The 22777-nt window shown below is 68.1% G+C and carries 22 protein-coding genes; 6 read left to right on the forward strand and 16 right to left on the reverse strand.

The genetic code is table 11. The annotated features are described in order from the left end of the window. Positions 1-16 precede the first annotated feature (16 nt). Both N8A90_RS23795 and N8A90_RS23800 read right to left on the reverse strand, forming a co-directional pair. Positions 17-1111: an AI-2E family transporter gene (locus N8A90_RS23795; RefSeq protein WP_262077717.1), complete on the reverse strand. Its 1095-nt coding sequence runs from the start codon at positions 1109-1111 to the stop codon at positions 17-19. Positions 1112-1223: 112 nt separating this feature from the next. Then, the gene (locus tag N8A90_RS23800) at positions 1224-2711 is read right to left on the reverse strand and encodes a nucleobase:cation symporter-2 family protein (RefSeq protein WP_262077718.1); all 1488 of its coding nucleotides are present in this window, start codon (positions 2709-2711) and stop codon (positions 1224-1226) included. Positions 2712-2828: 117 nt separating this feature from the next. On the opposite strand from N8A90_RS23800, the gene N8A90_RS23805 reads away from it, so the two are divergent. Beyond that, the gene (locus N8A90_RS23805) at positions 2829-3719 is read left to right on the forward strand and encodes a LysR family transcriptional regulator (RefSeq protein ID WP_262077719.1); all 891 of its coding nucleotides are present in this window, start codon (positions 2829-2831) and stop codon (positions 3717-3719) included. Here the strand turns inward: N8A90_RS23805 and N8A90_RS23810 are convergent. From N8A90_RS23810 to N8A90_RS23835, 6 genes are all read right to left on the reverse strand, one after another. Then, positions 3716-5158 carry an NCS1 family nucleobase:cation symporter-1 gene (locus tag N8A90_RS23810; protein ID WP_262077720.1) on the reverse strand — a complete coding sequence of 481 codons (1443 nt, stop codon included), beginning with the start codon at positions 5156-5158 and terminating at the stop codon, positions 3716-3718. The two genes, N8A90_RS23805 and N8A90_RS23810, sit on opposite strands and share 4 nt — an antisense overlap. A 115-nt stretch (positions 5159-5273) precedes the next feature. Next, complete coding sequence (locus N8A90_RS23815) at positions 5274-6020, reverse strand: GntR family transcriptional regulator (RefSeq protein WP_262077721.1); 747 nt, start codon at positions 6018-6020, stop codon at positions 5274-5276. 387 nt (positions 6021-6407) lie between these two features. Next, complete coding sequence (locus tag N8A90_RS23820) at positions 6408-7631, reverse strand: M20 family metallopeptidase (protein WP_262077722.1); 1224 nt, start codon at positions 7629-7631, stop codon at positions 6408-6410. Next, entirely contained in the window at positions 7628-9415 is a 1788-nt protein-coding gene (gene uraD, locus N8A90_RS23825; protein WP_262077724.1) for a 2-oxo-4-hydroxy-4-carboxy-5-ureidoimidazoline decarboxylase, read from the reverse strand. The genes N8A90_RS23820 and uraD overlap by 4 nt, the downstream gene beginning before the upstream one ends. A 1-nt stretch (position 9416) precedes the next feature. Then, positions 9417-10367: an allantoinase PuuE gene (gene puuE, locus N8A90_RS23830; RefSeq protein ID WP_262077725.1), complete on the reverse strand. Its 951-nt coding sequence runs from the start codon at positions 10365-10367 to the stop codon at positions 9417-9419. Between the two features lie 15 nt (positions 10368-10382). Then, positions 10383-11048, reverse strand: coding sequence for a GntR family transcriptional regulator (locus tag N8A90_RS23835; protein WP_262077727.1), 666 nt, complete (start codon positions 11046-11048; stop codon positions 10383-10385). A gap of 89 nt (positions 11049-11137) precedes the next feature. Between N8A90_RS23835 and uraH the strand changes: the two genes are divergently transcribed. Beyond that, positions 11138-11488: a hydroxyisourate hydrolase gene (gene uraH, locus N8A90_RS23840; protein ID WP_262077728.1), complete on the forward strand. Its 351-nt coding sequence runs from the start codon at positions 11138-11140 to the stop codon at positions 11486-11488. A 3-nt stretch (positions 11489-11491) separates the two neighbouring features. Here uraH and N8A90_RS23845 read toward each other — a convergent pair whose 3' ends face one another. Continuing rightward, positions 11492-12004 (reverse strand): hypothetical protein, encoded by a 513-nt coding sequence (locus tag N8A90_RS23845; protein ID WP_262077729.1) that lies wholly within the window; start codon positions 12002-12004, stop codon positions 11492-11494. A 69-nt stretch (positions 12005-12073) separates the two neighbouring features. Here N8A90_RS23845 and xdhC point away from each other — a divergent pair, with 69 nt between their 5' ends. Next, positions 12074-12886, forward strand: a complete 813-nt coding sequence (xdhC, locus tag N8A90_RS23850; RefSeq protein WP_262077730.1) for a xanthine dehydrogenase accessory protein XdhC — start codon at positions 12074-12076, stop codon at positions 12884-12886. Positions 12887-13060: 174 nt separating this feature from the next. Continuing rightward, positions 13061-14266, forward strand: a complete 1206-nt coding sequence (locus N8A90_RS23855; protein WP_262077731.1) for a urate hydroxylase PuuD — start codon at positions 13061-13063, stop codon at positions 14264-14266. 12 nt (positions 14267-14278) lie between these two features. Here the strand turns inward: N8A90_RS23855 and N8A90_RS23860 are convergent, their stop codons facing one another. After that, complete coding sequence (locus N8A90_RS23860) at positions 14279-15676, reverse strand: 8-oxoguanine deaminase (protein WP_262077733.1); 1398 nt, start codon at positions 15674-15676, stop codon at positions 14279-14281. Positions 15677-15714: 38 nt separating this feature from the next. Here N8A90_RS23860 and N8A90_RS23865 point away from each other — a divergent pair, with 38 nt between their 5' ends. Continuing rightward, the gene (locus N8A90_RS23865; protein WP_262077734.1) at positions 15715-17061 is read left to right on the forward strand and encodes a glycerate kinase; all 1347 of its coding nucleotides are present in this window, start codon (positions 15715-15717) and stop codon (positions 17059-17061) included. 9 nt (positions 17062-17070) lie between these two features. Here the strand turns inward: N8A90_RS23865 and arsH are convergent, their stop codons facing one another. The 6 genes from arsH to N8A90_RS23895 are packed head-to-tail and all read right to left on the reverse strand — an operon-like array spanning position 17071 to position 20898. Continuing rightward, complete coding sequence (gene arsH, locus N8A90_RS23870; RefSeq protein WP_262077735.1) at positions 17071-17805, reverse strand: arsenical resistance protein ArsH; 735 nt, start codon at positions 17803-17805, stop codon at positions 17071-17073. Beyond that, complete coding sequence (gene arsC / locus N8A90_RS23875) at positions 17774-18205, reverse strand: arsenate reductase (glutaredoxin) (RefSeq protein ID WP_262077736.1); 432 nt, start codon at positions 18203-18205, stop codon at positions 17774-17776. The genes arsH and arsC overlap by 32 nt, the downstream gene beginning before the upstream one ends. 31 nt (positions 18206-18236) lie before the next feature. Continuing rightward, positions 18237-19517, reverse strand: coding sequence for an arsenic transporter (locus N8A90_RS23880; protein ID WP_262077737.1), 1281 nt, complete (start codon positions 19515-19517; stop codon positions 18237-18239). A gap of 54 nt (positions 19518-19571) precedes the next feature. Beyond that, the gene (locus N8A90_RS23885; protein ID WP_262077738.1) at positions 19572-20057 is read right to left on the reverse strand and encodes an arsenate reductase ArsC; all 486 of its coding nucleotides are present in this window, start codon (positions 20055-20057) and stop codon (positions 19572-19574) included. Further along, the gene (locus tag N8A90_RS23890; protein WP_262077739.1) at positions 20054-20551 is read right to left on the reverse strand and encodes an arsenate reductase ArsC; all 498 of its coding nucleotides are present in this window, start codon (positions 20549-20551) and stop codon (positions 20054-20056) included. Before N8A90_RS23890 ends, N8A90_RS23885 begins: the two co-directional genes overlap by 4 nt. A 26-nt stretch (positions 20552-20577) precedes the next feature. Then, on the reverse strand, positions 20578-20898 hold the full coding sequence (locus N8A90_RS23895) for an ArsR/SmtB family transcription factor (protein ID WP_262077740.1): 321 nt from the start codon (positions 20896-20898) through the stop codon (positions 20578-20580). 353 nt (positions 20899-21251) lie between these two features. Between N8A90_RS23895 and N8A90_RS23900 the strand changes: the two genes are divergently transcribed. Next, complete coding sequence (locus N8A90_RS23900) at positions 21252-22745, forward strand: SulP family inorganic anion transporter (protein ID WP_262077741.1); 1494 nt, start codon at positions 21252-21254, stop codon at positions 22743-22745. Positions 22746-22777: the final 32 nt, after the last annotated feature.

The raw sequence follows: 22777 nt of genomic DNA on the forward strand, positions 1-22777 counted from the left end.
GGCGACCGCGCGCGCGTCACAGGGGCGGCGCGCTGTCCTTGTCGCCGACGGCGGTATCGGCGCTCTCGTTCGAGGCCACGAACAGGCTCCACACCGCCATGAAGAGCGCGGCGACCACGGGCCCGATCACGAAGCCATTGATGCCGAACAGCGCCATGCCGCCGATGGTCGAGATCAGCACCACGTAATCGGGCATCTGCGTGTCCTTGCCCACCAGCAGCGGGCGCAGGATGTTGTCGATCAGGCCGATCACGAAGACGCCTACGAAGACCAGGCCGAGGCCCTTGGCGATCGCTCCCGTGGCCAGGAAATAGATGGCCACCGGGGCCCAGATCAGCGCCGCACCCACGGCCGGCAGCAGCGATAGGAAGGCCATCACCACGCCCCACAGCAGCGCGCCCTGCACGCCGAGCACCGCCAGGGCGATGCCGCCGATGGTGCCCTGCACACCAGCGACCACCACGTTGCCCTTGACCGTCGCACGGATCACGGTGGTGAACTTGTTGAGCAGGTAGTGCGTGTGCGGGCGGGCCAGCGGCAGCGCTTCGCGGATCGTCCTGGACAGGTCGGCCCCGTCGCGCAGCAGGAAGAACAGCAGGTAGAGCATCACGAAGAAGCTCACCACGAAATCGAAGGTGTTCTGGCCGATGCTCAGCGCCTGCTGGGCAATCATCTGCGAGCCCTGCGCCGCCGTGGTGGACAGCTTCGACAACAGCGCCTCCATGTTGCCCAGCCCGAAGCGGTCAAGGAGATTCAGCAGTGGCCGCGGCAGCGCGCCGACCACCTGCTGGAAGTAATTGACGAAGTTGAGCTCGCCCGTGCGGATGCGCTGCGTGACGGTGGACACGTCCTGCACCAGCGATGCGGCGATCATCGACAGCGGCAGGAACACGATCACCAGGCAGATCCCGAGGGTGGCGAGCGCCGCCAGCGTGCGCCGCTGCTTGCCCATCTTCGCCAGCAGCCGCTTGTAGAGCGGGTTGAAGAGGATGGCCAGGGCCACGCCCCACAGCACCGCGCCCCCGAAGGGCAGCAGTATCCAGAAGAAGGCGACCGTGACGGCCGCCAGCAGGAAGAGGAAGAAGCCGCGCTGGAGTTGGGGAGAGATCATGGGCGCCTCGACTGTAGCCGAGGCGGGCGCCGTTGCCCCGCGCACGATGCCACGAAAGCGTCAGCACAGACCGCGACCGCGCGTGGGCGGCCGGGCCCGCGGGCAGGCCCGCTCAGTGCGCCTCGGCCTGCTTGGCCGCAGCGATGATCGCGGCCTCGTCGTGCGTCGCGCCGTTCAGGAACAGGTTCAGCAGCACCGCCGTCATCGACGCCAGCAGGATGCCCGACTCGATCAGCGAGTGCAGGCCGTGCGGCATCCACTGCTTGAAATTGGGTGCGATCAGCGGAATCATGCCCACGCCGATCGACACCGCCACGATCATCGGGTTGTGCCGGTTGGTTTTGAAGTCCACGCCCGACAGGATGCGGATGCCGGTGGCGGCCACCATGCCGAACATCACGAGGCCGGCGCCGCCCAGCACCACGGTGGGCAGCGACTCGATCAGCGCCGCCATCTTCGGCAGCAGGCCCAGCACCACGAGGATCACGCCGCCGGCCACGCACACGTAGCGGCTCTTGATGCCGGTGACGGCCACCAGGCCGACGTTCTGCGAGAAGCTGGTGTACGGGAAGGTGTTGAAGATGCCGCCGATGAGCGTGCCCAGGCCGTCGGTGCGCAGGCCCTTGGCCAGGTCCTTCTGGCTGATCTTGCGGTCGGTCATCTCGCCGAGCGCCAGGAACATGCCGGTCGACTCGATCATCACGACGATCATGATCAGCGTCATGGTGAGGATCAGGATCGGGTCGAACTGCGGCATGCCGAAGTGGAAGGGCAGCACCACGTCGAACCACGGCGCCTTGCCGACCTTCTCGTAGGTCATGATGCCCATGGCCGTGGCCACCACCGCGCCGATCACGATGCCCAGCAGCACCGAGATGTTGGCGATGAAGCCCTTGGCGTACTTCACGATCAGCAGGATCGACACCAGCACCAGCGCGGCGACGCCGAAGCCGGTCAGGTCGGCGTACTTGGGGTTGGGCACGGTCGGCAGGATGGCGAAGCCCTTGGGCACCGGCGGGATCGCGCTGCCGGGCGAGGTGACGTCGGCCAGCCACTTGGCGTAGGCCGGGTCCACGATGGCCGGCGCGGTCGGGCCGAAGGGGTTGCCGAAGATCCAGTTGATGCCCACGCGCATCAGGCTGATGCCGATCACCGCGATGATCGTGCCCGTCACCACCGGCGGGAAGAAGCGCAGCAGCCGGCTCACCGCGGGCGCGATGAGGATCGAGATCACGCCGGCCCCGATGATCGAGCCGAAGAGCAGTTGCGCACCCGCCACTCCGGGGTTGGCATTGGCGATGGCGACCATCGGCGCCACCGACGCGAAGGTCACGCCCATCATCACCGGCAGCTTGATGCCGAACCACTGCGTGGCGCCCAGCGACTGGATCAGCGTGGCGATGCCGCAGCAGAACAGGTCGGCCGAGATCAGCAGCGCGACCTCGCTCGGGCTCAGCTTGAGCGCGCGGCCGACGATCAGCGGCACGGCGACCGCGCCGGCGTACATCACGAGCACGTGCTGCAGACCGAGCGCGGCCAGCTTGCCGGCCGGCAGCTTCTGGTCGACCGGATGAACGGCGGGGGAGGCGGAATCACGCATGGGAGGCTCCTGAACGATGGCCGGCGGACGGGCCGAAGGGGATGAATCGCCGCGAGGATAGGGTTTCACGTCAGATCGATAAAGCCGGACAATCGAATAAATCAATCAGGATTCACGATGAAACCTTCATTGGCCGAGCTTCGCGTCTTCGTCGCGGTGGCCGAGAGCGGGCACTTCACGCGCGCGGCCGAGCGGCTCGGCATGTCGCAGTCCTCGCTCAGCGCCGCGCTGGGCAAGCTCGAGAAGATGCTCGGAACGCGTCTGTTCGACCGCCACACGCGGGCCTGCAAGCCGACCGAGGCCGGCACCGCGCTGCTGCCGGCGGCGCGCCGGCTGGTGGCCGACTGGGACCAGCTGATGGAAAGCGCGCACGACTTCGCGGTGTTCGCGCGCGGCCGCATCGACGTGGCGGCGCCCAATGCCCAGTGCGCGCTCCTGCTGCCGCCGGTGATCCGCACCTTTCGCGCGGCGCATCCGGGTGTGCGCGTCGTGCTGCACGATGTGCCCGAGCACGAGGTGCATGCGTTGGTGCGCAGCGGCGCGGCCGACCTGGGCATCGCGACCCAGACCGACGCACGCACCGACCTGGTCGTCACGCCGCTGTTCACCGACCAGTTCGTGGCGGTGCTGCCGCCCGGGCATCCACTGGCGGCGAAGCGTTCGCTCGAATGGTCGCAGCTCGCGCGCGAATCGATCATCGGCTACCTGCCGGGCAATCCGGTGCGTCGCCTGCTCGACGACAAGCTCGCCGAGCGCGGCATCGCGCTCGACTACGCCTTCGAGATCGCCTTGCCCTGGACCACCGTCGGCCTGGCGCGCGAGGGACTGGGCATCGCGGTGGTCACGATGGCGCTGCGCCCGCTGGCGCAGTGGCACGGCCTCGACGTGCGCGCCATCGGGCGGCCACAGCTGGCGCGCACGCTGGTGCTGTTGCGCGCGCCGGGCAATTCGCTGTCGCCGGTGGCGTCGGCGTTCAGGGACCTGCTCGCCGGCGTGGCGCCGACCTAGACGCGGCGTGCGCCCCGCATCAGCGCCACATAGGTGACGGCACCTCCGATGGCGCCGATGACCCATCCGAAGTTGTTCTCCGGCAGCACCTTGAGCAACTGTGTGCACAGCTCCCACCCGATCGACAGGACGCTCGCCAGGACCAGCGCCGCCACGCCGACCTTGTTCCAGCCGCCGTCGTAGTGGTAGCGGCCCCCGGGCGCCATGGTGTAGAGATCCTCGGTCTTCAGCACCTGCTTCTTCAGCAGGTAGAAATCGGCCACCATCACGCCGAACAGCGGTGCAAGCACCGCACCGAATACGCTGACGAAGATGGTGATGGCCTTCGGGCTGTCGACGAAGATCCACGGGCAGACCATCACGGCCAGGATCGAGGTGATCAGGCCGCCGCGCTTGAAGTCCACGTACTTGGGGAACAGGTTGGCGAAGTCATAGGCCGGCGAGACGAAGTTCGCCACGATGTTGATGCCCATGGTCGCGATGATGAAGGTCACGCTGCCAAGCACCACCGCCCACTTGTTGTCGATCTTCGAGACGATCTCGATCGGGTCCATGATCATGTGGCCGAACACCTTGGCGCTGCCGGCCGTCACGATGACGACGATGATGGCGAAGAGGATGAAGTTGACCGGCAGGCCCAGGAAGTTGCCCACCTTCATGTCGCGCTCCGTCCTGGCATAGCGCGAGAAGTCGCCGAAGTTCAGCAGCAGGGCGGCGAAGTAGCTCACCACCAGCAGGATGGCGCTGCCCATCGCGACGAAGGATTCGCCGCCGCTGAGCACCTTGTCGCTGAGCGACAGGTCGAGCGAGTCCCAGCCGGCCTTCCAGAGGATCCAGCCCATCAGCAGGAACATCACGATGTAGACGGCCGGGCCGCAGAAGTCGATGAACTTGCGGATGGCTTCCATGCCGCGCTGGAAGATCAGCAGCTGGAAGATCCACATGAAGAAGAAGCAGGCCCAGCCCAGCAGGTCGAGCCGAAGGAAACGGGTGGCCTGCAGCGCCGCCGCGTCGGGGAAGAACACCAGCACGAGCGTGGCGACGGCCTTGGAGGCGAAGTAGGTCTGCACGCCGTACCAGACGACGCCGACGATGCCGCGGATCAGCGCGGCGAAGTTCGCGCCCATCACGCCCATGCTGGCACGCGCCATCACCGGGTAGGGGATGCCGTGTTGCTGGCTCGGCTTGCCGATCAGGTTCATCAGCACGTTCACGATCGCGATGCCGATCACCAGTGCACCCAGCACCTGCCAGCCATTGAGTCCCAGCAGGAAGAGGCTGGCCGCGAAGGTGTAGCCGCCGACGCTGTGGACGTCGGACATCCACATCGCGAAGACGCTGTAGGCCGACCAGGTGCGTTTCCCGGCCGGAATGGGTGCCAGGTCTTCGTTGATGAGGCGCAGGTCAGAGCCTGGTACGCCGTGATGACTTTCTTTCATGAGGAGCTTCCCTGAGGTTTTTTTGGGTTTCGACAGACGCGGCGGGAGTGCCGTGTGGGGTGCATCTCGGGCTGACAGGCCGCGACGATGAGGGCACTGGTCGCAGGCATGAGCCTCAGGCGAGCAGGGCGTTGATGAGGTCCAGCTGACGGTCGGGGCCGTCCGGCACGAACTGCAGGCTCGCCTCGATGCGCATCAGGTGCTCGGTCATGCAGGCGACGGCGGCCTCTGTCTGGCCGCTGCGGCACAGGCGCAGAAAGTCGGCGTGTTCGCCGGACGAGCAATGGGAGTCGTTCGCCGAGTGGTAGAGCATGGCGATCAACGAACTGCGCGCGACCAGTTCGCGAACCAGTTCGGCGAGCGTGTGGTTGCCGGTGGCCTCCGCCAGCGCCACATGGAAGTCGCCCAGCAATGTCTCGCGAACGGTGCCGGTCGTCGCATGCGGACGCAACGCGCTGCGCTCGAAGCGGATGTGCTGCGTGAGACGCTGGTAGTCGCGCGGTCGCGCCTTGGCCGCGAACAGGCGCACCACCTCGCTCTCCAGAATGCGCCGCAGCCCGAACACCTCGCGCGCCTCCTGCACGCTCGGTTTGTTCACGAAAGCGCCCTTGTCCGGAATCATCTCGACGAGCTTGTCTTTCGACAGCGTCAGCAGGGCGGCGCGCACCTTGGTGCGGCTGACGCCATAGACGCGTCCCAGAGCTTCCTCGCGCAGCCAGGTGCCGGGCGGCAGGCGCTTTTCGATGATGGCCGTCGCGATGTCCTGCGCGATGGCCTCGATCGTCACGGCCTTCGTCGATGGCCCGGAGGGCGCCGAAGGGCTGGCGAGGGCGGCGGAGGGGGCTTTGGGGGCGCGTGGCATGGTGCGATGGGGGATGCCAGACCGCGTGGCGCCGGCTTCGCGCGGTCTGCGGCGGATGGTCGGGCCGTGGCGCAGACGCCCTGCCGCCAGGCACCGGCCCGGAAGGACGAACGACGCGACCAGCAGCAGTCATGGGTGTGTGGGAGTGAAACGCCTGGGTGGTCTGCGACTCGCCAGCAAATTGCGGGCCAGCAATCAGCAACGATATTTGTATACAACTATCGTCGGCGATCGAAGTCTGGTCGATTGCAGTGCACGACACGTCCGTTCCTGGTGCGCAGTGGGCCAGAACGCAGTGGGGCGCGAACGCAGTGGGCCAGAACGCAGCAGGCCCGCACGCGGCGGGCCTGGAGGGCGGGGACGGCGCTCGACGCCGAAGGTGAGCGGTCAGCCCAGCAGGTCGGCCAGCGTGCGTGCGATGACCTTGGTGGCGCCGCGCAGGTCGTCCAGCACCACGCGCTCGTCGTTGCGCTTGGCGTGCGACTCGAGCACGGTGCGCGGCCCCGCACCGTAGATGACGCCGGGGATGCCGGCCTCGCCGTACAGCCGCACGTCGGTGTAGAGCGGCGTGCCCATGGCGGGGATCGGCTCGCCGAAGATGGCCCGGCCGTGCGTCTGGATGGCGTCGACCAGGGGCTGGTTGCCCGGCAGCGGGCGCATCGAATTGGCCAGCAGCAGGCGCTTGATGCCGACCGTGATGCCTGGGCATTGCGCCGCCGCCTCGGCGATCACGCGGCGGATCGTGGCCTCGACTTCGGCCGGGTTCTCCTCGGGGATCATGCGGCGGTCGAGCTTGAACACGACCTTGCCCGGCACGACGTTGGTGTTGGTGCCGCCTTCGATGCGGCCCACGTTCAGGTAGGGGTGCGTGATGCCCTCGACGGCCGACGTCACCTGCCCGTACAGCGTGTTCTGTGCATACAGCGCGTTGAGGATGTGCACCGCGCCCTGCAGCGCGTCGACGCCGGTCGATGGGATGGCCGCGTGGGCCATCTTGCCGTGCACCGTCACTTCCATCTGCAGGCAGCCGTTGTGGGCTGTGACGACCTCGTAGCTGAAACCGGCGGCGATCATCAGGTCGGGCTTGGTCAGCCCCTGGCTGAGCAGCCAGCCCGGCCCGAGCAGGCCGCCGAATTCCTCGTCGTAGGTGAAGTGCAGCTCGACGGCGCCCTTCGTCGGCTTGGCCACCGCTTCGAGCGCGCGCAGCGCGAAGGTGAAGCTGGCGAAGTCGCTCTTGCTGACGGCCGCTGCGCGGCCGTAGAGGGCACCGCCGTCGATCTCGCCGCCGTACGGGTCGTGCGACCAGCCGTCGCCGGGCGGCACCACGTCGCCATGGGCGTTGAGCGCCACCGTGCGGCCGGGGCCGTAGGCGCGGCGCACGATCAGGTTGGTGATCGATTCGAGGCCGTAGTCCTGCACCTGCTGCGCCGGCACCGGATGCTTCTCGGCGTGCAGGCCGAAGCCTTCGAGCAACTGGGCAGTGCGCTCGGCGTGCGGCGCGTTGTTGCCGGGCGGCGTGTCGGTGGGGACGCGCACGAGTTCCTGCAGGAAGCGCACTTCCTCGTCGAAGTGGGCGTCGATCCAGGCGTCGAGCTTGGCGTAATCGGTCATGGGGTCGCGGGCGTCGGTTCGGTCGCCAGGTTGTCGAGGAGGTTCTGGAAGGCTTGCACCGCGAGTTCGATGTCGTCGCTGGTGCTCGATTCGAGCGGGTTGTGGCTGATGCCGGCGTTCAGGCCGCGAACGAAGAGCATCGCCTGCGGCATGACTTCGTGCAGCTTCATCGCGTCGTGGCCGGCGCCGCTGGGCATGCGGAACAGCGGCACGCCCAGGGCGTCGACCGCGCGCTCCCAGCGCTGCTGCCAGTCGGGCGCACTGGGCGCGGCCGAGGCCTGCATGGCGAGTTCGCGCGTCTGGCGCAGCCCGCGGCGCTGCACGATCGCGTCGAGCCTAGCGAGCACGTCGGCCACCATCGCATCGCGCTGGGCGTCGGTCGGTGCGCGCATGTCGAGGCTGAACCGGCAGCGGCCGGGCACCACGTTGATGGAGCCGTTGGGCACCTCGAGCATGCCGACGGTGGCGACCGAGTCGCCGTCCTGCGCGGCGCGTTGCTCGGCGTAGAGCATGAGCTCCGCGACCGCCACGGCAGCGTCGCGCCGGCGGTCCATCGGCGTGGTGCCGGCGTGGCTGGCCATGCCGATCACCTCGCACACGTAGCGCACGCCGCCGTTGATGGAGGTGACGATGCCCAGCGGCAGGTCGAGCTCGTTGAGCACCGGGCCCTGCTCGATGTGCACCTCGACGAAGCCCAGGTAGCGCGCCGGGTCGCGCTGGATCGCGGGGATGTCCTGCTCGCGCAGGCCGACGTGCTGCATGGCTTCGCGCAGGGTCACGCCCTGCGCGTCCTTCTGCGTGAGCCAGTCGGCGTCGAAGTGGCCGATGAGCGCGCCCGAGCCGAGGAAGGTCGCCTTGTAGCGCTGGCCTTCTTCCTCGGCGAAGGCGACGACTTCGAAGCCGAAGGGCAGGCGCCGGCCCTGGCGCGCGAGTTCGCGCACGCAGGCGATGGGCACGAAGATGCCCAGGCGGCCGTCGTACTTGCCGCCGTTGCGCACGGTGTCGTAGTGCGAGCCGGTGAGCAGCGCGCGCGCGCCCGGCACGGAGGCTTCGTAGCGGCCGACCACGTTGCCCACGGCGTCGATCTCGACCGAGTCGAAGCCGACCTCGCGCATCAGCGCGGCGATCTGCGTGGCGCAGGCGCGGTGCGCCTCGGTCAGGTAGGTGACGGTGAGCTGGCCCTTTTCCTTGAAACCCGGGTCGCTGTGCACGGCGAGCTGCTCGTGCCAGTCCCACACGTCGTTGCCCAGCGCGGGCGTCACGCCGAACTTGTCGTTCAGGCGGATCTCGGCGATGCGGTGGATGTTGCGCAGCGACTCGGCGCGCTCGAAGTCGGCGTGGTTGTCCAGCCGGCGCTCGAAGGTGTCGATGATCTCCTGCTTGCGCAGCCCGGTGCCGCGCGGCCCGCGCACGGCCAGGATGAAGGGGAAGCCGAACTTCGCGCCATAGGCGGCATTCAGCTGGCGGATCTTCTCGAGCTCTTCGGGCGTGCAGTCGGTTAGGCCGGCCTTGCGCTGCTCGTGGGTCGATTCCGCGGTGAGCGTGTTCGCCGTCATCGCCTTGCCGGCGAGCTCGGGGTGGGCGCGGATCAGGCCGAGCTGCGCATCGGCACTGGCATCGTTCACGACGCGCGCCATCGCGTGCTTGAGGTGCTGCAGCGAGCGGAAAGGGCGGGCGGCGAGCGCGCGCTCGGCGATCCACGGCGAATGCTCGTACACGCCGTCGAGCAGGGCGAGCGCCTCGGTGGGCGACGCGGCGTTGAGTGCGTCGATGCTCAGCGGCATGTCATTCTCCGGTGGTGGGCTGGAACGGGTGCACCTGCTGCCAGTGCCGGGCGATGTCGATGCGGCGGCAGATCCACACACGCTCGTGCGCCTGAACATGGTCGAGGAAGCGGCGCAGCGCGCCGATGCGGCCCGGCTTGCCCAGCAGGCGGCAGTGCATGCCGATGCTCATCATCTTCGGCGCCTCTTCGCCTTCCGCGTAGAGCGCGTCGAAGCTGTCGCGCAGGTAGGTGAAGAAGTGGTCGCCGGTGTTGAAGCCCTGCGTCTGCACGAAGCGCATGTCGTTGGTGTCGAGCGAGTAGGGCACCACCAGGTGCGGCGCGATGCTGCCGTCGCTCTTCTCGACCTGCATCCAGAAGGGCAGGTCGTCGCCGTAGTAGTCGCTGTCGTATTCGTAGCTGCCCTGGTCGACCACCAGGCGGCGGGTGTTGGGGCTGTCGCGGCCGGTGTACCAGCCCAGCGGCCACTGGCCGCCGGTCATGTCTCGGATGACGTGCGTGGCGAGGTCGAGGTGGCGCTTCTCGGTGGCCATCGGCAGATTCTGGTAATGGATCCAGCGCAGGCCGTGGTTGGCGATCTCGTAGCCGTTCTTCAGGAAGGTCTCGACCAGTTCCGGATAGCGCTGCAGCGCCATGCCGATGCCGAACACCGTGAGCGGCAGGCCGCGCGACTCGAATTCCTTGAGGATGCGCCAGACGCCGACGCGCGAGCCGTACTCGTACATCGACTCCATCGTCATGTGGCGGTTCTCGTAGGCCTGCGCGGTGATGAGTTCCGACAGGAAGGTCTCGGAGGTCGGGTCGCCGTGCAGTGGGTTGTTCTCGCCGCCTTCCTCGTAGTTGAGGACGAATTGGACGGCGATCTTCGCCTGGCCCGGCCATTGGGCGTGGGGAACGTTGCGGCCGTAGCCGACGAGGTCGCGGGGGTAGGGGGTGGGGACGGAATCGCTCATGGGGGAAGGCGCTGCTCAGGACAGCGCAAGGGAAATGTCATTGGTCGGCACCTTCCCGTCGAAGGTCAGGCTGGCCTCGACGTGCAGAAGGTGGTCGGTCATCAGGCGCACTGCGCGTTCTTCGTCCCTGGCCGCCAGCGCTTTCACGATGTCGGCATGTTCTTCATTCGAGTGCTGGGCCGCCACCGGCCGCTGGTACATCAGCGTGATGAGGGCGCAGCGCGAGACCAGTTCGCCCAGCAGCTGTGCCAGCACCGCATTGCCCATGAGCTCGGCCATGCGGACATGGAAGTCGCCGAGCAGTTCGTTGCCGTGCGCGCCGACGCCGGCGGCCACCGCCGCCTTCTCGTTGGCGACGTGCTCGCGCAGCGCCTTGATGCGCGCCGGCGTCACCTCGCGCACGAAGGCGCGCGTCATCTCGGCCTCGAGCATGCGCCGCACGGCGAAGACCTGCCGGGCCTCGTCGACCGTCGGTGCCGCCACGAAGGCACCGCGCGCCGGTTCGAGGCGCACCAGGCGATTTTGCGAAAGCTGGAACAAAGCTTGCCTCACCAGCGTGCGCGACACGCCGAAGTGGTCGGCGAGCTTCTGCTCGGCCAGCTTGCTGCCCGGTTGCAGGCGATGCTCGACGATGGCCCGGGTCAGGGCATCGACGATCGCGCCGGTGGGGGAGGGCTCCATGGATTCATGATAGACCCAAAGCCAATAACTGTATACACTTTTGTTCACGAAACGAACCGCCGGCGTGCCGGAGACCGAAGGAGCGAACCATGGGCCTGAGCACCCACGTACTGGACACGATGCACGGCGCGCCCGCCGTGGGCATGGCCGTGGCGCTGTACACCACGCAGGGCGACACCGCCACGCTGGTGAAGCGCTTCACCCTCAACGCAGATGGCCGCAGCGACGGCCCGCTCTACGACAACAACACCATCCGCGTCGGCACCTACCGCCTGACCTTCGATGTGGCCGGCTACTTCAAGGCGCGTGGCGTGCAGTTGCCCGAGCCCAACTTCCTCGACAAGGTCTCGCTCGACTTCGGCGTGGCGCACACCGACCAGCACTACCACGTGCCGCTGCTGGTGAGCCCGTGGAGCTATTCGACATACCGCGGCTCCTGAGCGCTATGGCTGACCTTCGGTCAGCGTGTCGAGTTGAAAGTGACCGCCCTTGTCCCACAGCCATGTGTCGGTCCAGGTCACGCGTCCGAGTTGTGTCGCGGCCGGAAAAGGCGAGGCTTCGAGCACCGTGCGCTCGATCTCCGCGATGACTTCCGGTGCGTGCTTCGGCGCGCGCATCCAGTGCATCGACAGCACCTTGCCCTGCGCATCCAGGTTGACCTGCAGCGTGCCGACCGCGTAGAGCACCGGCGGCAGCTTGCCGCCGTAGATGCGTTCCTTGTTGGCGTCGTAGATGTGGCGGGCGGCGTCCTTGCGGTAGTCGCGCGGATTGGCGGCGGCCGATGGGCGCGGCACGGTGCGGGTGGCGGGGCCGGGCTCCGGCGTCGCGCCGCTGAGCTGGCCGGGCACGGTGCCGGTGATCGGCGCGGTCGGGCTGCTGCCGCAGCCAGCGAGCCACAGGGTGGCGAACAGGACGCCGGCGAGGGCGAGACGGCGCGGTGAGAGGCTGCAAATCATCGCCGGGGTTATACCGTGCATACAGCCGTGCCCGGTAACGGGGCGTCATCCCGCGGGACAATCCCCGGCATGAACCCGGCCCTCGACGACCTGCTGCACCGGCTCGGCCTCGGGCCGGGTGTGCTGGTGCGCGTCGAGGCCACCGAGGGCTCGGTGCCGCGCGAGGCCGGCACCTGGATGGCCGTCTGGCCCGGCGCGCTGACCGGCACCATTGGCGGCGGCCAGCTCGAATTCCAGGCGGTGCGCGAGGCACGCGCCTGGCTCGAGGGCGGCGAGCCGATCGGCGGCGTGCGGCGCTACCCGCTCGGGCCGAGCCTGGGGCAGTGCTGCGGCGGTGTGGTGTTCCTGCAGTTCCGCCGCATCGATGCCGCCGACGCGCCCGCGCTGCGCGACGAACTCGGCGCGCACCTGAAGCCGTTGGCGCTTTTCGGTGGCGGTCATGTGGGCGCCGCCCTGGCGCGGCTGCTCGCGACGCTCCCTTTCGCGGTGCGCTGGATCGACAGCCGCGAAGGCGTGTTCCCGCCTGCGCTGCCCGTGCAGGTCGAGACCGAGCATTCCGAGCCGGTGCAGTCGGCCGTCGCCCACCTGGCCCCCGGCTCGCGCGTGCTGATCATGAGCTTCAGCCACGCCGAAGACCTCGACATCGTCATCGCCTGCCTGCAGCGGCTGCGCCTGCACGGCGACCTGCCCTACGTCGGCCTGATCGGCAGCAAGACCAAGTGGGCGACCTTCCGCCACCGGCTGGAGGCGCGCGGCTTCTCGCAGGAAGAGATGGCGCGCATCACCTGCCCGATCGGCGTGCCCGGCATCGGCGGCAAGGAGCCGGCGGTGATCGCCGTGGCGGTGGCGGCACAGTTGTTGCAATCGATCGACAGCGACTGACGATGACGGCCCCGAGGCCGATAAAGTGCATACACTTCGGTTCACAACTCCATGCCGCAGCGGAGCCGGTGCCCTTCCGGGGCCTGCGTTCGCGGCTTTTCTTCTGCTTACAGCGCCCGCGGTGGTGAGCAGGCCAAAACGACAAGGCGCCCCCACGCGCCGACAAGGTTGAGCATGGAAAGCTACTACCTCGACTGGGCCAACCTGCTGCTGCGCTGGGTCCACGTCATCACCGCCATCGCCTGGATCGGCGCCTCCTTCTACTTCGTGATGCTGGACAACAGCCTCGAGAAGCCGCAGGACGCCGAATCGCTCGACAAGGGCGTCGGCGGCGAGCAATGGGCGGTGCACGGCGGCGGCTTCTACAACATGCAGAAGTACGCGCTGGCGCCCAAGAAGCTGCCGGACCACCTGCACTGGTCGTACTGGGAAAGCTACACGACCTGGATCACCGGCTTCGCGCTCTTCACGATGTCGTACCTGTGGAATGCCAGCACGTATCTCATCGACAAGTCGAAGATGGACTGGCAGCCCGGCGCAGCCATCTCGGTGGCGCTGGCCTTCTTCGTCGTGTTCTGGATCGTCTACGACGGCATCTGCCAGATCTTCGGCCGCCGCAAGCACGGCGACGCGATCGTCGGCGTGCTGGTCGCGCTCTTCGTCGCCTTCGCGGCCTGGCTGGCCTGCCACTGGTTCGCCGGCCGCGCCGCCTTCCTGCTGGTCGGCGCGATGATGGCCACGACCATGAGCGGCAACGTGTTCTTCTGGATCATCCCCGGCCAGCGCGAGAACGTCGCGCTGATGCGCCAGGGCAAGCCGGTCAACCCGATCCACGGCCAGCGCGGCAAGCAGCGCAGCGTGCACAACACCTACTTCACGCTGCCGGTGCTGTTCGCGATGCTGAGCAACCACTACAGCTTCACCTACACGCACAAGTACAACTGGATCGTGCTGCTGCTGATCATGCTCGGCGGCGCGGCGATCCGTCAATTCTTCGTGGTGCGGCATCGCTTCAAGCTGGGCAACGCGAAAAATCCGCTGCCTTACGCGATGGTCGGCATCGCCGTGCTCGGCCTCACCATCGTCTGGATGAAGCCCGAGCCCGTGGCGGCACCGGCGCCCGGCGCGGTGGCACCGAAGGTCGCGTTCGGCGACGTGCAGAAGGTGCTTGAGCAGCGCTGCTACCTGTGCCACGGCGCGACGGTGCAGATGAAGAACGTGCGGCTCGACGCGCCCGACCAGGTCGCATTGCACGCCCAGGCGGTCTACCAGCAGGTGGTGGTGACGAAGATCATGCCGATGAACAACGCGACCGGCATCACGGATGCCGAACGTGCACTGATCGGCACCTGGTTCCTGGCCGGCGCACCGACGAAGTGAGCGCCGGCGCGCTCAGCGTGCATCGAGTGCCAACTGCCTCGCCAGCCGGTTGTGCCGTTCCACCAGCGGCCCGAGATCGACTGTCGCCAACTGGCCTTGGCGGACCACCACGCGCCCGTTGACCACCGTGTAGGCCGCCTGCGGGCTGGCGCACAGCAGCAGGCTCGCGACCGGGTCGTGCACCGCGCCGCCGGCAAAGGCGACGGTGTTCAAGTCGAACAGTGCGAGGTCGGCACACATGCCCGGCGCGAGGTGGCCGATGTCGGCACGGCCCAGCACCTCGGCGCCGCCGCGCGTGGCAATGGCGAGCGCGTCGCGCGCCGTCATTTCTGAAGGACCATGGTCGCAGCCGAAGGGTTCGAGCGACCGGCCCACGCGGGCCAGCAGCAGGGCCTGCCGGGCCTCGTTCACCATGTGCGCGCCGTCGTTGCTGGCGCTGCCGTCCACCCCCAGGCCGACCGGCACGCCCGCATCCAGCATGCGGCGGATCGGCGCGATGCCCGAGGCCAGGCGCATGTTGCTGCAGGGGCAGTGCGCCACGCCGGTCTTCGTCTTCGCGAACAGCGCGATGCCCGGCGCATCGAGCTTCACGCAGTGTGCGTGCCACACATCGTGGCCGAGCCAGCCCAGGTCCTGCGCGTATTCGGTGGGCGTGCAGTTGAATTTCTCGCGGCTGTAGGCGATGTCGTGGTCGTTTTCGGCCAGGTGCGTGTGCAGCCGCACGCCTTGACCCTTGAAAGAGCGGGCGAGCATGGCCGATTCGCGCATCAAGTCGCGGCTCACGCTGAAGGGCGAGCAGGGCGCCACCGCCACGTTGACCATCGCGCCGTGCGCGGCGTCGTGGTGCGTTTCGATCAGGCGTTGCGTGTCCTTCAGGATGGCGTCCTCGCGCCCGACCATGCGGTCGGGTGGCAGGCCGCCCTGCGATGCGCCGACGCTCATGCTGCCGCGCGCCGCGACGAAGCGCATGCCGATCTCGCGCGCCGCGTCGATGCTGTCGTCCAGCCGCACGCCGTTGGGGTAGACGTAGAGGTGGTCGCTGCTCGTGGTGCAGCCGGCGAGCAGCAGCTCGGCCATGGCGAGCTGCGTCGACACGTACACCATCTCCGGCGTGAGCCCGGCCCAGATCGGGTAGAGGCCGCGCAGCCACGAGAACAGTTCCGCGTCCTGCACCGCCGGGATGGCGCGGGTGAGCGACTGGTACATGTGGTGGTGCGTGTTGACCAGCCCTGGCACGACGAGGTGGCCGCGCGCGTCGATCACTTCATCCGCGGTCTGCGGCAGGTGGGCGGCCGGCCCGATCGCCTCGATGCGATGGCCGTGCACGAAGACCGAGGCGTCGTGCCATTCGGTGCGCGCGTCGTCGAAGGTGGCGACACAGGTCGCGTTGCGGATCAGCAGGGTGGTCATGGCGCGAGCAGACAAAATAGAGCGTGGAGACAACGCAAATGATCGCATCGAACCCCCCTTTTGAAGTGCCCCGCGTGCCCGATGCACGCACGTCGCCGCGTGATTTCCTCGCGCATCTGTATGGCGTCGCGGTTGCGCGCGCACTGCCGCTCGCCAGCATGGCGCCGCACCTGCCGAGGCCGCCCAGGGGGCGGACGCTGGTGCTGGGCGCCGGCAAGGCCGGCGGCTCGATGGCGCAGGCGCTCGAAGCGCTGTGGCCGGCGGATGCGCCGCTGTCGGGCCTGGTCGTCACGCGCTACGGCCACATCCCGCTGCGGCCCGAGGGGCTCGCGGCGCGCATCGAGATCGTGGAGGCCGCGCACCCGGTGCCCGACGCCGCCGGGCTGAAGGCGGCCGAGCGCATCCTGGCATTGACCGAAGGCCTCACGGCCGACGACCTGGTGCTGTGCCTGATCTCCGGCGGCGGTTCGTCACTGCTCACGCTGCCGGCCGACGGGCTGACGCTCGAAGACAAGCAGCGCATCAACAGGCAGCTGCTCGAGAGCGGTGCCCACATCGGCGAGATGAACTGCGTGCGCAAGCACCTGTCGCGCATCAAGGGTGGACGATTGGCCGCGGCGTGTTCACCGGCGCAGGTGGTGACGCTCACCATCAGCGACGTGCCGGGCGACGACCCGGCCGTCATCGCGAGCGGCCCGACCGTGCCCGACGCCACCACCTGCGCCGACGCAATGGCGATCCTCGACCGCTACGGCATCGCGGTGCCGGCACCCGTGCGTGCACAGCTGGAGCGCGGCGCGCTCGAGACGCCGAAGCCGTCCGACGCCGTGTTCCAGGGCCACACCACACACCTCATCGCGACGCCGCAGCAGTCGCTCGAAGCGGCCGCCGCGGCCGCGCGCGCGGCAGGCATCGACGCGCACATCCTGAGCGACGAGATGGAAGGCGAATCGCGCGAGGTCGGCAAGGTGCACGGCGCGCTGGCCCGCGCGGTCGCGTTGCGCGGCGCGCCCTTCGCGAAGCCCTGCGTGATCCTCTCGGGCGGCGAGACCACGGTGACGATCCGCCCGCGCCAGCCTGGCCAGGCCAAGGGCCGCGGCGGCCGCGCCGGCGAGTTCTGCCTGGGTCTGGCCGGCGCGCTGGCCGGCCAGCCCGACGTGTGGGCGCTGGCCGCCGACACCGACGGCATCGACGGCGTGGAAGACAACGCGGGTGCCTTCGTCACGCCCGACACGCTGGCGCGCGCCACGGCGCAGGGCCGCAAGCTCGCCGATCATCTCGACCGTAACGATGCCTACGGCTACTTCGATGCGATCGGCGACCTGCTGGTCACGGGGCCGACGCACACCAACGTCAACGACTTCCGGGCGCTGCTGATTCTTTGAGCGCGCGCCTCAAATGGCGCGTTGATTCACGCGTGCCGAGAGTTGCTCCGCGCTTTCCCTGCGTTCGCTGTAGCGGTCCACCAGGTAGCCGGCCGCGTCGCGGGTGAGCAGGGTGAACTTCACCAGCTCTTCCATCACGTCGACCACCCGCTCGTAGTACGACGACGGCTTCATGCGGCCGGCGTCGTCGAACTCCAGGAAGGCCTTGGCGACGGAGGACTGGTTGGGGATGGTGATCATGCGCATCCAGCGCCCGAGCACCCGCAGCTGGTTGACGGCATTGAAGGACTGCGAGCCGCCCGACACCTCCATCACCGCCAGCGTCTTGCCCTGCGTCGGCCGCACCGCGCCGATGGACAGCGGGATCCAGTCGATCTGCGCCTTCATGATGCCGGTCATGGCGCCGTGGCGCTCGGGCGATGTCCAGACCATGCCCTCGGCCCATTGCGCCAGCGCGCGCAGTTCCTGAACCTTCGGGTGGTCCTCGGGGGTGTCGTCCGGCATCGGCAGGCCGCGCGGATCGAAGATGCGCGGCTCCGCGCCCAGGGCCTGCAGCAGCCGTGCCGCTTCCTCGGTCAGCAGCCGGCTGTACGAGCGCTCGCGCAGCGAACCGTAGAGCAGCAGGATGCGCGGCGGGTGCGTGGCGCGTTCGGCCGGATGCAGGCGTTCCGCGTCCGGCCGATGAAAGAGCCCCGCGTCGACGTTGGGGAGCTCAGGGCTTGGCGACACGCTGCCCCTTCGCATCGACCACCGCCTCGCCGTCTTCCTTGGCGAATGCGCCCTGCTGCGGCTGCGGCAGGAGGTCGAGCACCGCCTCCGACGGCCGGCACAGCCGGGTGCCGAGCGGCGTGACCACGATGGGGCGGTTGATCAGGATCGGGTGCTGCAGCATGACGTCGATGAGCTGCGCATCGGTCCACTGGGGGTCGCCGAGGCCGAGCTCGTCGTAGGGCGTGCCCTTCTGGCGCAGCACGTCGCGCACGGGCACGCCCATCGCGGCGATCAGACCTTCGAGCGTCGAGCGGTCTGGTGGGTTCTTCAAGTACTCGATCACTTCCGGCTCCTCGCCGGAATTGCGAATCAGCGCGAGCACGTTGCGGGAGGTGCCGCAGGCGGGGTTGTGATAGATCGTGATGTCGGTCATGGGGGGTCGATGAAAGGATGGTCGTCGGGGTTCAGCCGAGTCGCAGGGCCAGCGCGGCCAGGGTCACGAACAGCACCGGCACGGTCAGCACGATACCGACCTGGAAGTAGTAGCCCCAGGCGATGGTGGTGCCCTTCTTGGCCAGCACGTGCAGCCAGAGCAGGGTGGCCAGGCTGCCGATGGGCGTGATCTTCGGACCGAGGTCGCAGCCGATCACGTTGGCGTAGATCATCGCTTCCTTCACCACGCCGGTGGCGTTCGACGCATCGATGGACAGCGCGCCGATCAGCACGGTGGGCATGTTGTTCATCACCGAGGACAGCAGCGCCGTGAGAAAGCCGGTGCCCATCGCCGCGCCCCAGACGCCGCTCTGCGCGAAGACGTTCAGCAGCCCGGCGATGCGGTCGGTGAGGCCCGCGTTGCGCAGGCCGTAGACCACCAGGTACATGCCGAGCGAGAAGACCACGATCTGCCAGGGCGCGCCGTGCAGCACCTTGCGCGTGCTGATCACCGAGCCACGCGCCGCCACGGCCAGCAGCAGCGCAGCGCCGACAGCCGCCACCGCGCTCACCGGCACGCCCAGCGGCTCCAGGCCGAAGAAGCCGACCAGCAGCAGGACGAGCACGACCCAGCCGGCCCGGAAGGTGGCGCGGTCCCTGATCGCCTCGCTCGGCGCCTTGAGTTGCCCCACGTCGTAGGTGGCGGGGATGCCGCGCCGGAAGTACAGCATCAGCACCACCAGGCTGGCGAGCACCGAGGCGATGTTCACGGGGACCATGACGGCCGCATAGTCGTCGAAGCCGATCTTGAAGAAGTCGGCCGAGACGATGTTCACCAGGTTCGAGACGATCAGCGGCAGGCTGGCGGTGTCGGCGATGAAGCCCGCCGCCATGACGAAAGCCAGCGTCGCCGTCGGCGTGAACCCCAGTGCGATCAGCATGGCCATGACGATGGGCGTGAGGATCAGCGCCGCACCGTCGTTGGCGAACAGCGCCGACACGGCCGCGCCGAGCAGCACGATGAAGGCGAACAGCAGCCGCCCGCGGCCGCCGCCCCAGCGCGCGACGTGCAGGGCCGCCCATTCGAAGAAACCGGCTTCATCGAGCAGCAGGCTGATGATGATCACGGCCACGAAGGTGGCGGTCGCGTTCCAGACGATGCCCCAGACCACCGGGATGTCGCTCAGTTGAACGACCCCGAAGACGAGTGCGATCACGGCGCCCGCCGACGCGCTCCAGCCGATGCCCAGGCCGCGCGGCTGCCAGATGACCAGGACGAGCGTGAAGATGAAGATGAGAATGGCCGTCAGCATGTGCGCTTCTTGTGGGTGTCAGGAAAAAGGCCGGGGCGTTCGCCCGGCCTCGGCTCAGAACTTCTCGAGCGCGGCCCGCAGCTGCGCGTCGTCCAGCGACGCGAAGGGCACTAGCGCGAGCTGACGCATGCGCTCGCCGATCGCTTGCCGGGTGGACTCGAAGGCGGCGCGCTTCTCGTCGTCGTTCGTGCCGGCGTTGGACGGATCCGGGTAGCCCCAGTGAATCTGGACCGGCGAGCCCGGCCAGTAGGGGCAGGTCTCCTGCGCGGCGCTGTCGCAGACGGTGATGACCACGCGCATCTGCGGCGCGCCGGGCGCGGTGAACTCGTCCCAGCTCTTGCTGCGGTAGCCCGCGGTGTCCACGCCTGCGGCCTGCAGCACCGCGATGGCCATCGGGTTGGTGCGCCCGCTCGGCGCGCTGCCGGCGCTGTGCGCCCGCACATCCACCCCGAGCTGCTTCGCCCAGTGGTTGAGCATGCCCTCGGACAGCACGCTGCGCGCCGAGTTGTGGGTGCAGAGGATCAGGATGTTCGTCGTCACTGGCGGGTCCCGATCTCGCGCATCTCATGCTGGATGGCCATGCGCTCGAGCTTGTCCATCGGCAGGGACAGCATGAACTCGATGCGGCGCTTGAGCGTCACGGCCGTGTCCATGAAGGCCCGCTTCTTCTCTTCCTCGGTGCCTTCCACCGCGGCGGGGTCCGGCAGGCCCCAGTGCGCGGTGATCGGCTGGCCTGGCCACACCGGGCACATCTCGCCCGCGGCCTGGTCGCAGACGGTGATCACGAAATCCATCGGCGGTGCGCCGTCCTTGGCGAACTCGCCCCAGCTCTTGCTGCTGTAGCCGCGGTCTTCGATGCGGAGCGTGCGCAGTGTTTCCAGTGCGAGCGGATTCACGGCGCCCTTGGGATGGCTGCCGGCGGAGAAGGCCTTGAACCGGCTGCTGCCCAACTGGTTGAGCAGGCCTTCGGCCAGGATGGACCGGGCAGAATTGCCGGTGCAGATGAACAGCACGTTGTGGAGGGTGTCGGTCATGATGGTCGGTGGGTTGGGGAGGGAGGTCAACAACGCATGGCGCCATCCGAGGCCACGCAAGCCTCGCCCTGGCAGCAGTTCTGTGTGAGGTAGCCGAGCAGCGCGCTCATCCGGTCGAAGGCGGCGCGGTAGATGAGGTGGCGGCCCTGGCGCTCCTGGGACACGAGGCCGGCGTGCGTCAGTTCCTTGAGGTGGAACGACAGGCTCGTGGCGGGCACGCCGATGGCTTCGACGAGGGCGCCGGGTGTCAGCCCTTCGGGGCCCGCCACCACGAGGCAGCGAAAAACCTGCAGGCGGACGGGCTGAGCCAGGGCGGCGAGAGAGCGCACGACGTCATTTGATTCCATGATTCAATCATAGTCGAACAATAGGAGATTCTCATGGAGATGGCTCGGGTCGTCGCTCCGTGGGGGAGCGAAGAGGGGGGGGCGTGCCCGCGCCCGCTTCCGGACGGCCCGCTCCCGACTTCCTTCGCTAAGATCGCCGCCATGCGCAATCGCTCCAGCCACCTCCTGCTGAACCCGGTCCACCGCCCGGGCCGGGAGCTTCCGCGCGGCTATTTCTGCGCGGTCACGCCGCCATAGCGCGGCGGCATCCTCTTCTCTCTTCTTGACTCCACCCGGCCGGCAGGCCGCCCGCGGCGTCATGTCCTCTTTCTCGTTTTCAGACGGCCGGTGACCCCGTGCCGCCCAGTCCTCCCATGCTTCCTTCTTCCATCCGCAAGGACTGGTTGTCCAACATCCGTGGCGATCTGCTCGCGGGCCTCGTTGTGGCGCTGGCCCTCATTCCCGAGGCGATCGCTTTTTCCATCATCGCGGGCGTCGACCCCAAGGTCGGCCTGTACGCCTCCTTCAGCATGGCGGTCGTCATCGCCATCGTCGGCGGGCGCCCCGGCATGATTTCCGCCGCCACCGGTGCCATGGCACTGCTCATGGTCACGCTGGTGAAGGAGCACGGCTTGCAGTACCTGTTCGCGACGACCGTGCTGACGGGCGTGCTCCAGATGATCGCCGGCGCCCTCAAGCTCGGCTCGCTGATGCGCTTCGTCTCCCGCTCGGTCATCACCGGCTTCGTGAACGCGTTGGCCATCCTGATCTTCCTGGCCCAGCTGCCCGAACTCACGAACGTGACCTGGGTGGTCTATGCGATGACCGCAGCCGGCCTGGCCATCATCTATGGCTTCCCGTATCTCACGAAGGCGGTGCCTTCGCCGCTGGTCTGCATCGTCGTGCTCACCGGCGTGGCGCTGGCGATGGGCCTGGACATCCGCACCGTCGGCGACATGGGCCAGTTGCCCGACAGCCTGCCGATGTTCCTGCTGCCCGACATCCCGTTGAACCTCGAAACGCTGAAGATCATCTTCCCTTACGCAGCAACGATGGCGGTCGTGGGCCTGCTGGAATCGATGATGACCGCGTCGATCGTGGACGATCTCACCGACACCGAGAGCAACAAGAACCGCGAGTGCATCGGCCAGGGTGTCGCCAACGTCGCCACCGGCTTCATCGGCGGCATGGCCGGCTGCGCCATGATCGGCCAGTCGGTGATCAACGTGAAGTCGGGCGGCCGCGGGCGGCTCTCGACCTTCGTCGCCGGCATCTTCCTGTTGCTGATGGTGGTCTTTCTGGGGCCGTGGGTCAGCAGGATCCCCATGGCGGCGCTGGTGGCCGTGATGATCATGGTCAGCATCGGCACCTTCAGCTGGGACTCCGTCCGCAAGCTGCGCGAGCACCCGCCGAGTTCGTCGCTGGTGATGGTGGCGACCGTGGTCGTCACGGTCTCGACGCATGACCTCGCCAAGGGCGTGTTCGTCGGCGTGCTGCTCTCGGGCCTGTTCTTCGCGCACAAGGTGGGGCGCGTGTTCCGGGTGGATCGGTCCAGCGATACCGGCGGAGAAGTCCGCACCTACGCCATCGTCGGCCAGGTGTTCTTCGCATCGTCGGAGGCCTTCGTCCGCGCCTTCGACTTCAAGGAGGCGGTGCGACAGGTCCGCATCGACCTGACCCATGCGCACTTCTGGGACATCACGGCGGTGAGCGCGCTCGACAAGGTCGTAATGAAGTTCAAGCGGGAAGGCATCGCGGTCGACGTCATCGGCCTGAACGAGGCCAGCGCCACCCTGGTGGATCGCTTCGCCATCCATGACAAGCCAGGCGCTGTCGAAGAACTCATGCGCGCCCGTCGACCGGCGTGAAGAGCCCGCTGGCCAGCGGCGTGTTGCCGCCG

Source organism: Variovorax sp. N23 (genome assembly GCF_025486315.1).
In the GTDB taxonomy this organism is placed as follows: Bacteria; Pseudomonadota; Gammaproteobacteria; order Burkholderiales; family Burkholderiaceae_C; genus Variovorax.

Coding starts and splice junctions, on each gene's coding strand:
- puuE (WP_262077725.1), bottom strand. CDS start 10,367: ATGAGCGATTCCGTCCCCACCCCCTACCCCCGCGACCTCGTCGGCTAC.
- N8A90_RS23900 (WP_262077741.1), top strand. CDS start 21,252: ATGCTTCCTTCTTCCATCCGCAAGGACTGGTTGTCCAACATCCGTGGC.
- N8A90_RS23880 (WP_262077737.1), bottom strand. CDS start 19,517: ATGCTGACGGCCATTCTCATCTTCATCTTCACGCTCGTCCTGGTCATC.
- N8A90_RS23795 (WP_262077717.1), bottom strand. CDS start 1,111: ATGATCTCTCCCCAACTCCAGCGCGGCTTCTTCCTCTTCCTGCTGGCG.
- uraH (WP_262077728.1), top strand. CDS start 11,138: ATGGGCCTGAGCACCCACGTACTGGACACGATGCACGGCGCGCCCGCC.
- N8A90_RS23865 (WP_262077734.1), top strand. CDS start 15,715: ATGATCGCATCGAACCCCCCTTTTGAAGTGCCCCGCGTGCCCGATGCA.
- N8A90_RS23855 (WP_262077731.1), top strand. CDS start 13,061: ATGGAAAGCTACTACCTCGACTGGGCCAACCTGCTGCTGCGCTGGGTC.
- N8A90_RS23890 (WP_262077739.1), bottom strand. CDS start 20,551: ATGACCGACACCCTCCACAACGTGCTGTTCATCTGCACCGGCAATTCT.
- arsH (WP_262077735.1), bottom strand. CDS start 17,805: ATGCGAAGGGGCAGCGTGTCGCCAAGCCCTGAGCTCCCCAACGTCGAC.
- N8A90_RS23815 (WP_262077721.1), bottom strand. CDS start 6,020: ATGCCACGCGCCCCCAAAGCCCCCTCCGCCGCCCTCGCCAGCCCTTCG.
- uraD (WP_262077724.1), bottom strand. CDS start 9,415: ATGCCGCTGAGCATCGACGCACTCAACGCCGCGTCGCCCACCGAGGCG.
- N8A90_RS23845 (WP_262077729.1), bottom strand. CDS start 12,004: ATGATTTGCAGCCTCTCACCGCGCCGTCTCGCCCTCGCCGGCGTCCTG.
- xdhC (WP_262077730.1), top strand. CDS start 12,074: ATGAACCCGGCCCTCGACGACCTGCTGCACCGGCTCGGCCTCGGGCCG.
- N8A90_RS23810 (WP_262077720.1), bottom strand. CDS start 5,158: ATGAAAGAAAGTCATCACGGCGTACCAGGCTCTGACCTGCGCCTCATC.
- N8A90_RS23805 (WP_262077719.1), top strand. CDS start 2,829: ATGAAACCTTCATTGGCCGAGCTTCGCGTCTTCGTCGCGGTGGCCGAG.
- arsC (WP_262077736.1), bottom strand. CDS start 18,205: ATGACCGACATCACGATCTATCACAACCCCGCCTGCGGCACCTCCCGC.
- N8A90_RS23800 (WP_262077718.1), bottom strand. CDS start 2,711: ATGCGTGATTCCGCCTCCCCCGCCGTTCATCCGGTCGACCAGAAGCTG.
- N8A90_RS23895 (WP_262077740.1), bottom strand. CDS start 20,898: ATGGAATCAAATGACGTCGTGCGCTCTCTCGCCGCCCTGGCTCAGCCC.
- N8A90_RS23835 (WP_262077727.1), bottom strand. CDS start 11,048: ATGGAGCCCTCCCCCACCGGCGCGATCGTCGATGCCCTGACCCGGGCC.
- N8A90_RS23860 (WP_262077733.1), bottom strand. CDS start 15,676: ATGACCACCCTGCTGATCCGCAACGCGACCTGTGTCGCCACCTTCGAC.
- N8A90_RS23820 (WP_262077722.1), bottom strand. CDS start 7,631: ATGACCGATTACGCCAAGCTCGACGCCTGGATCGACGCCCACTTCGAC.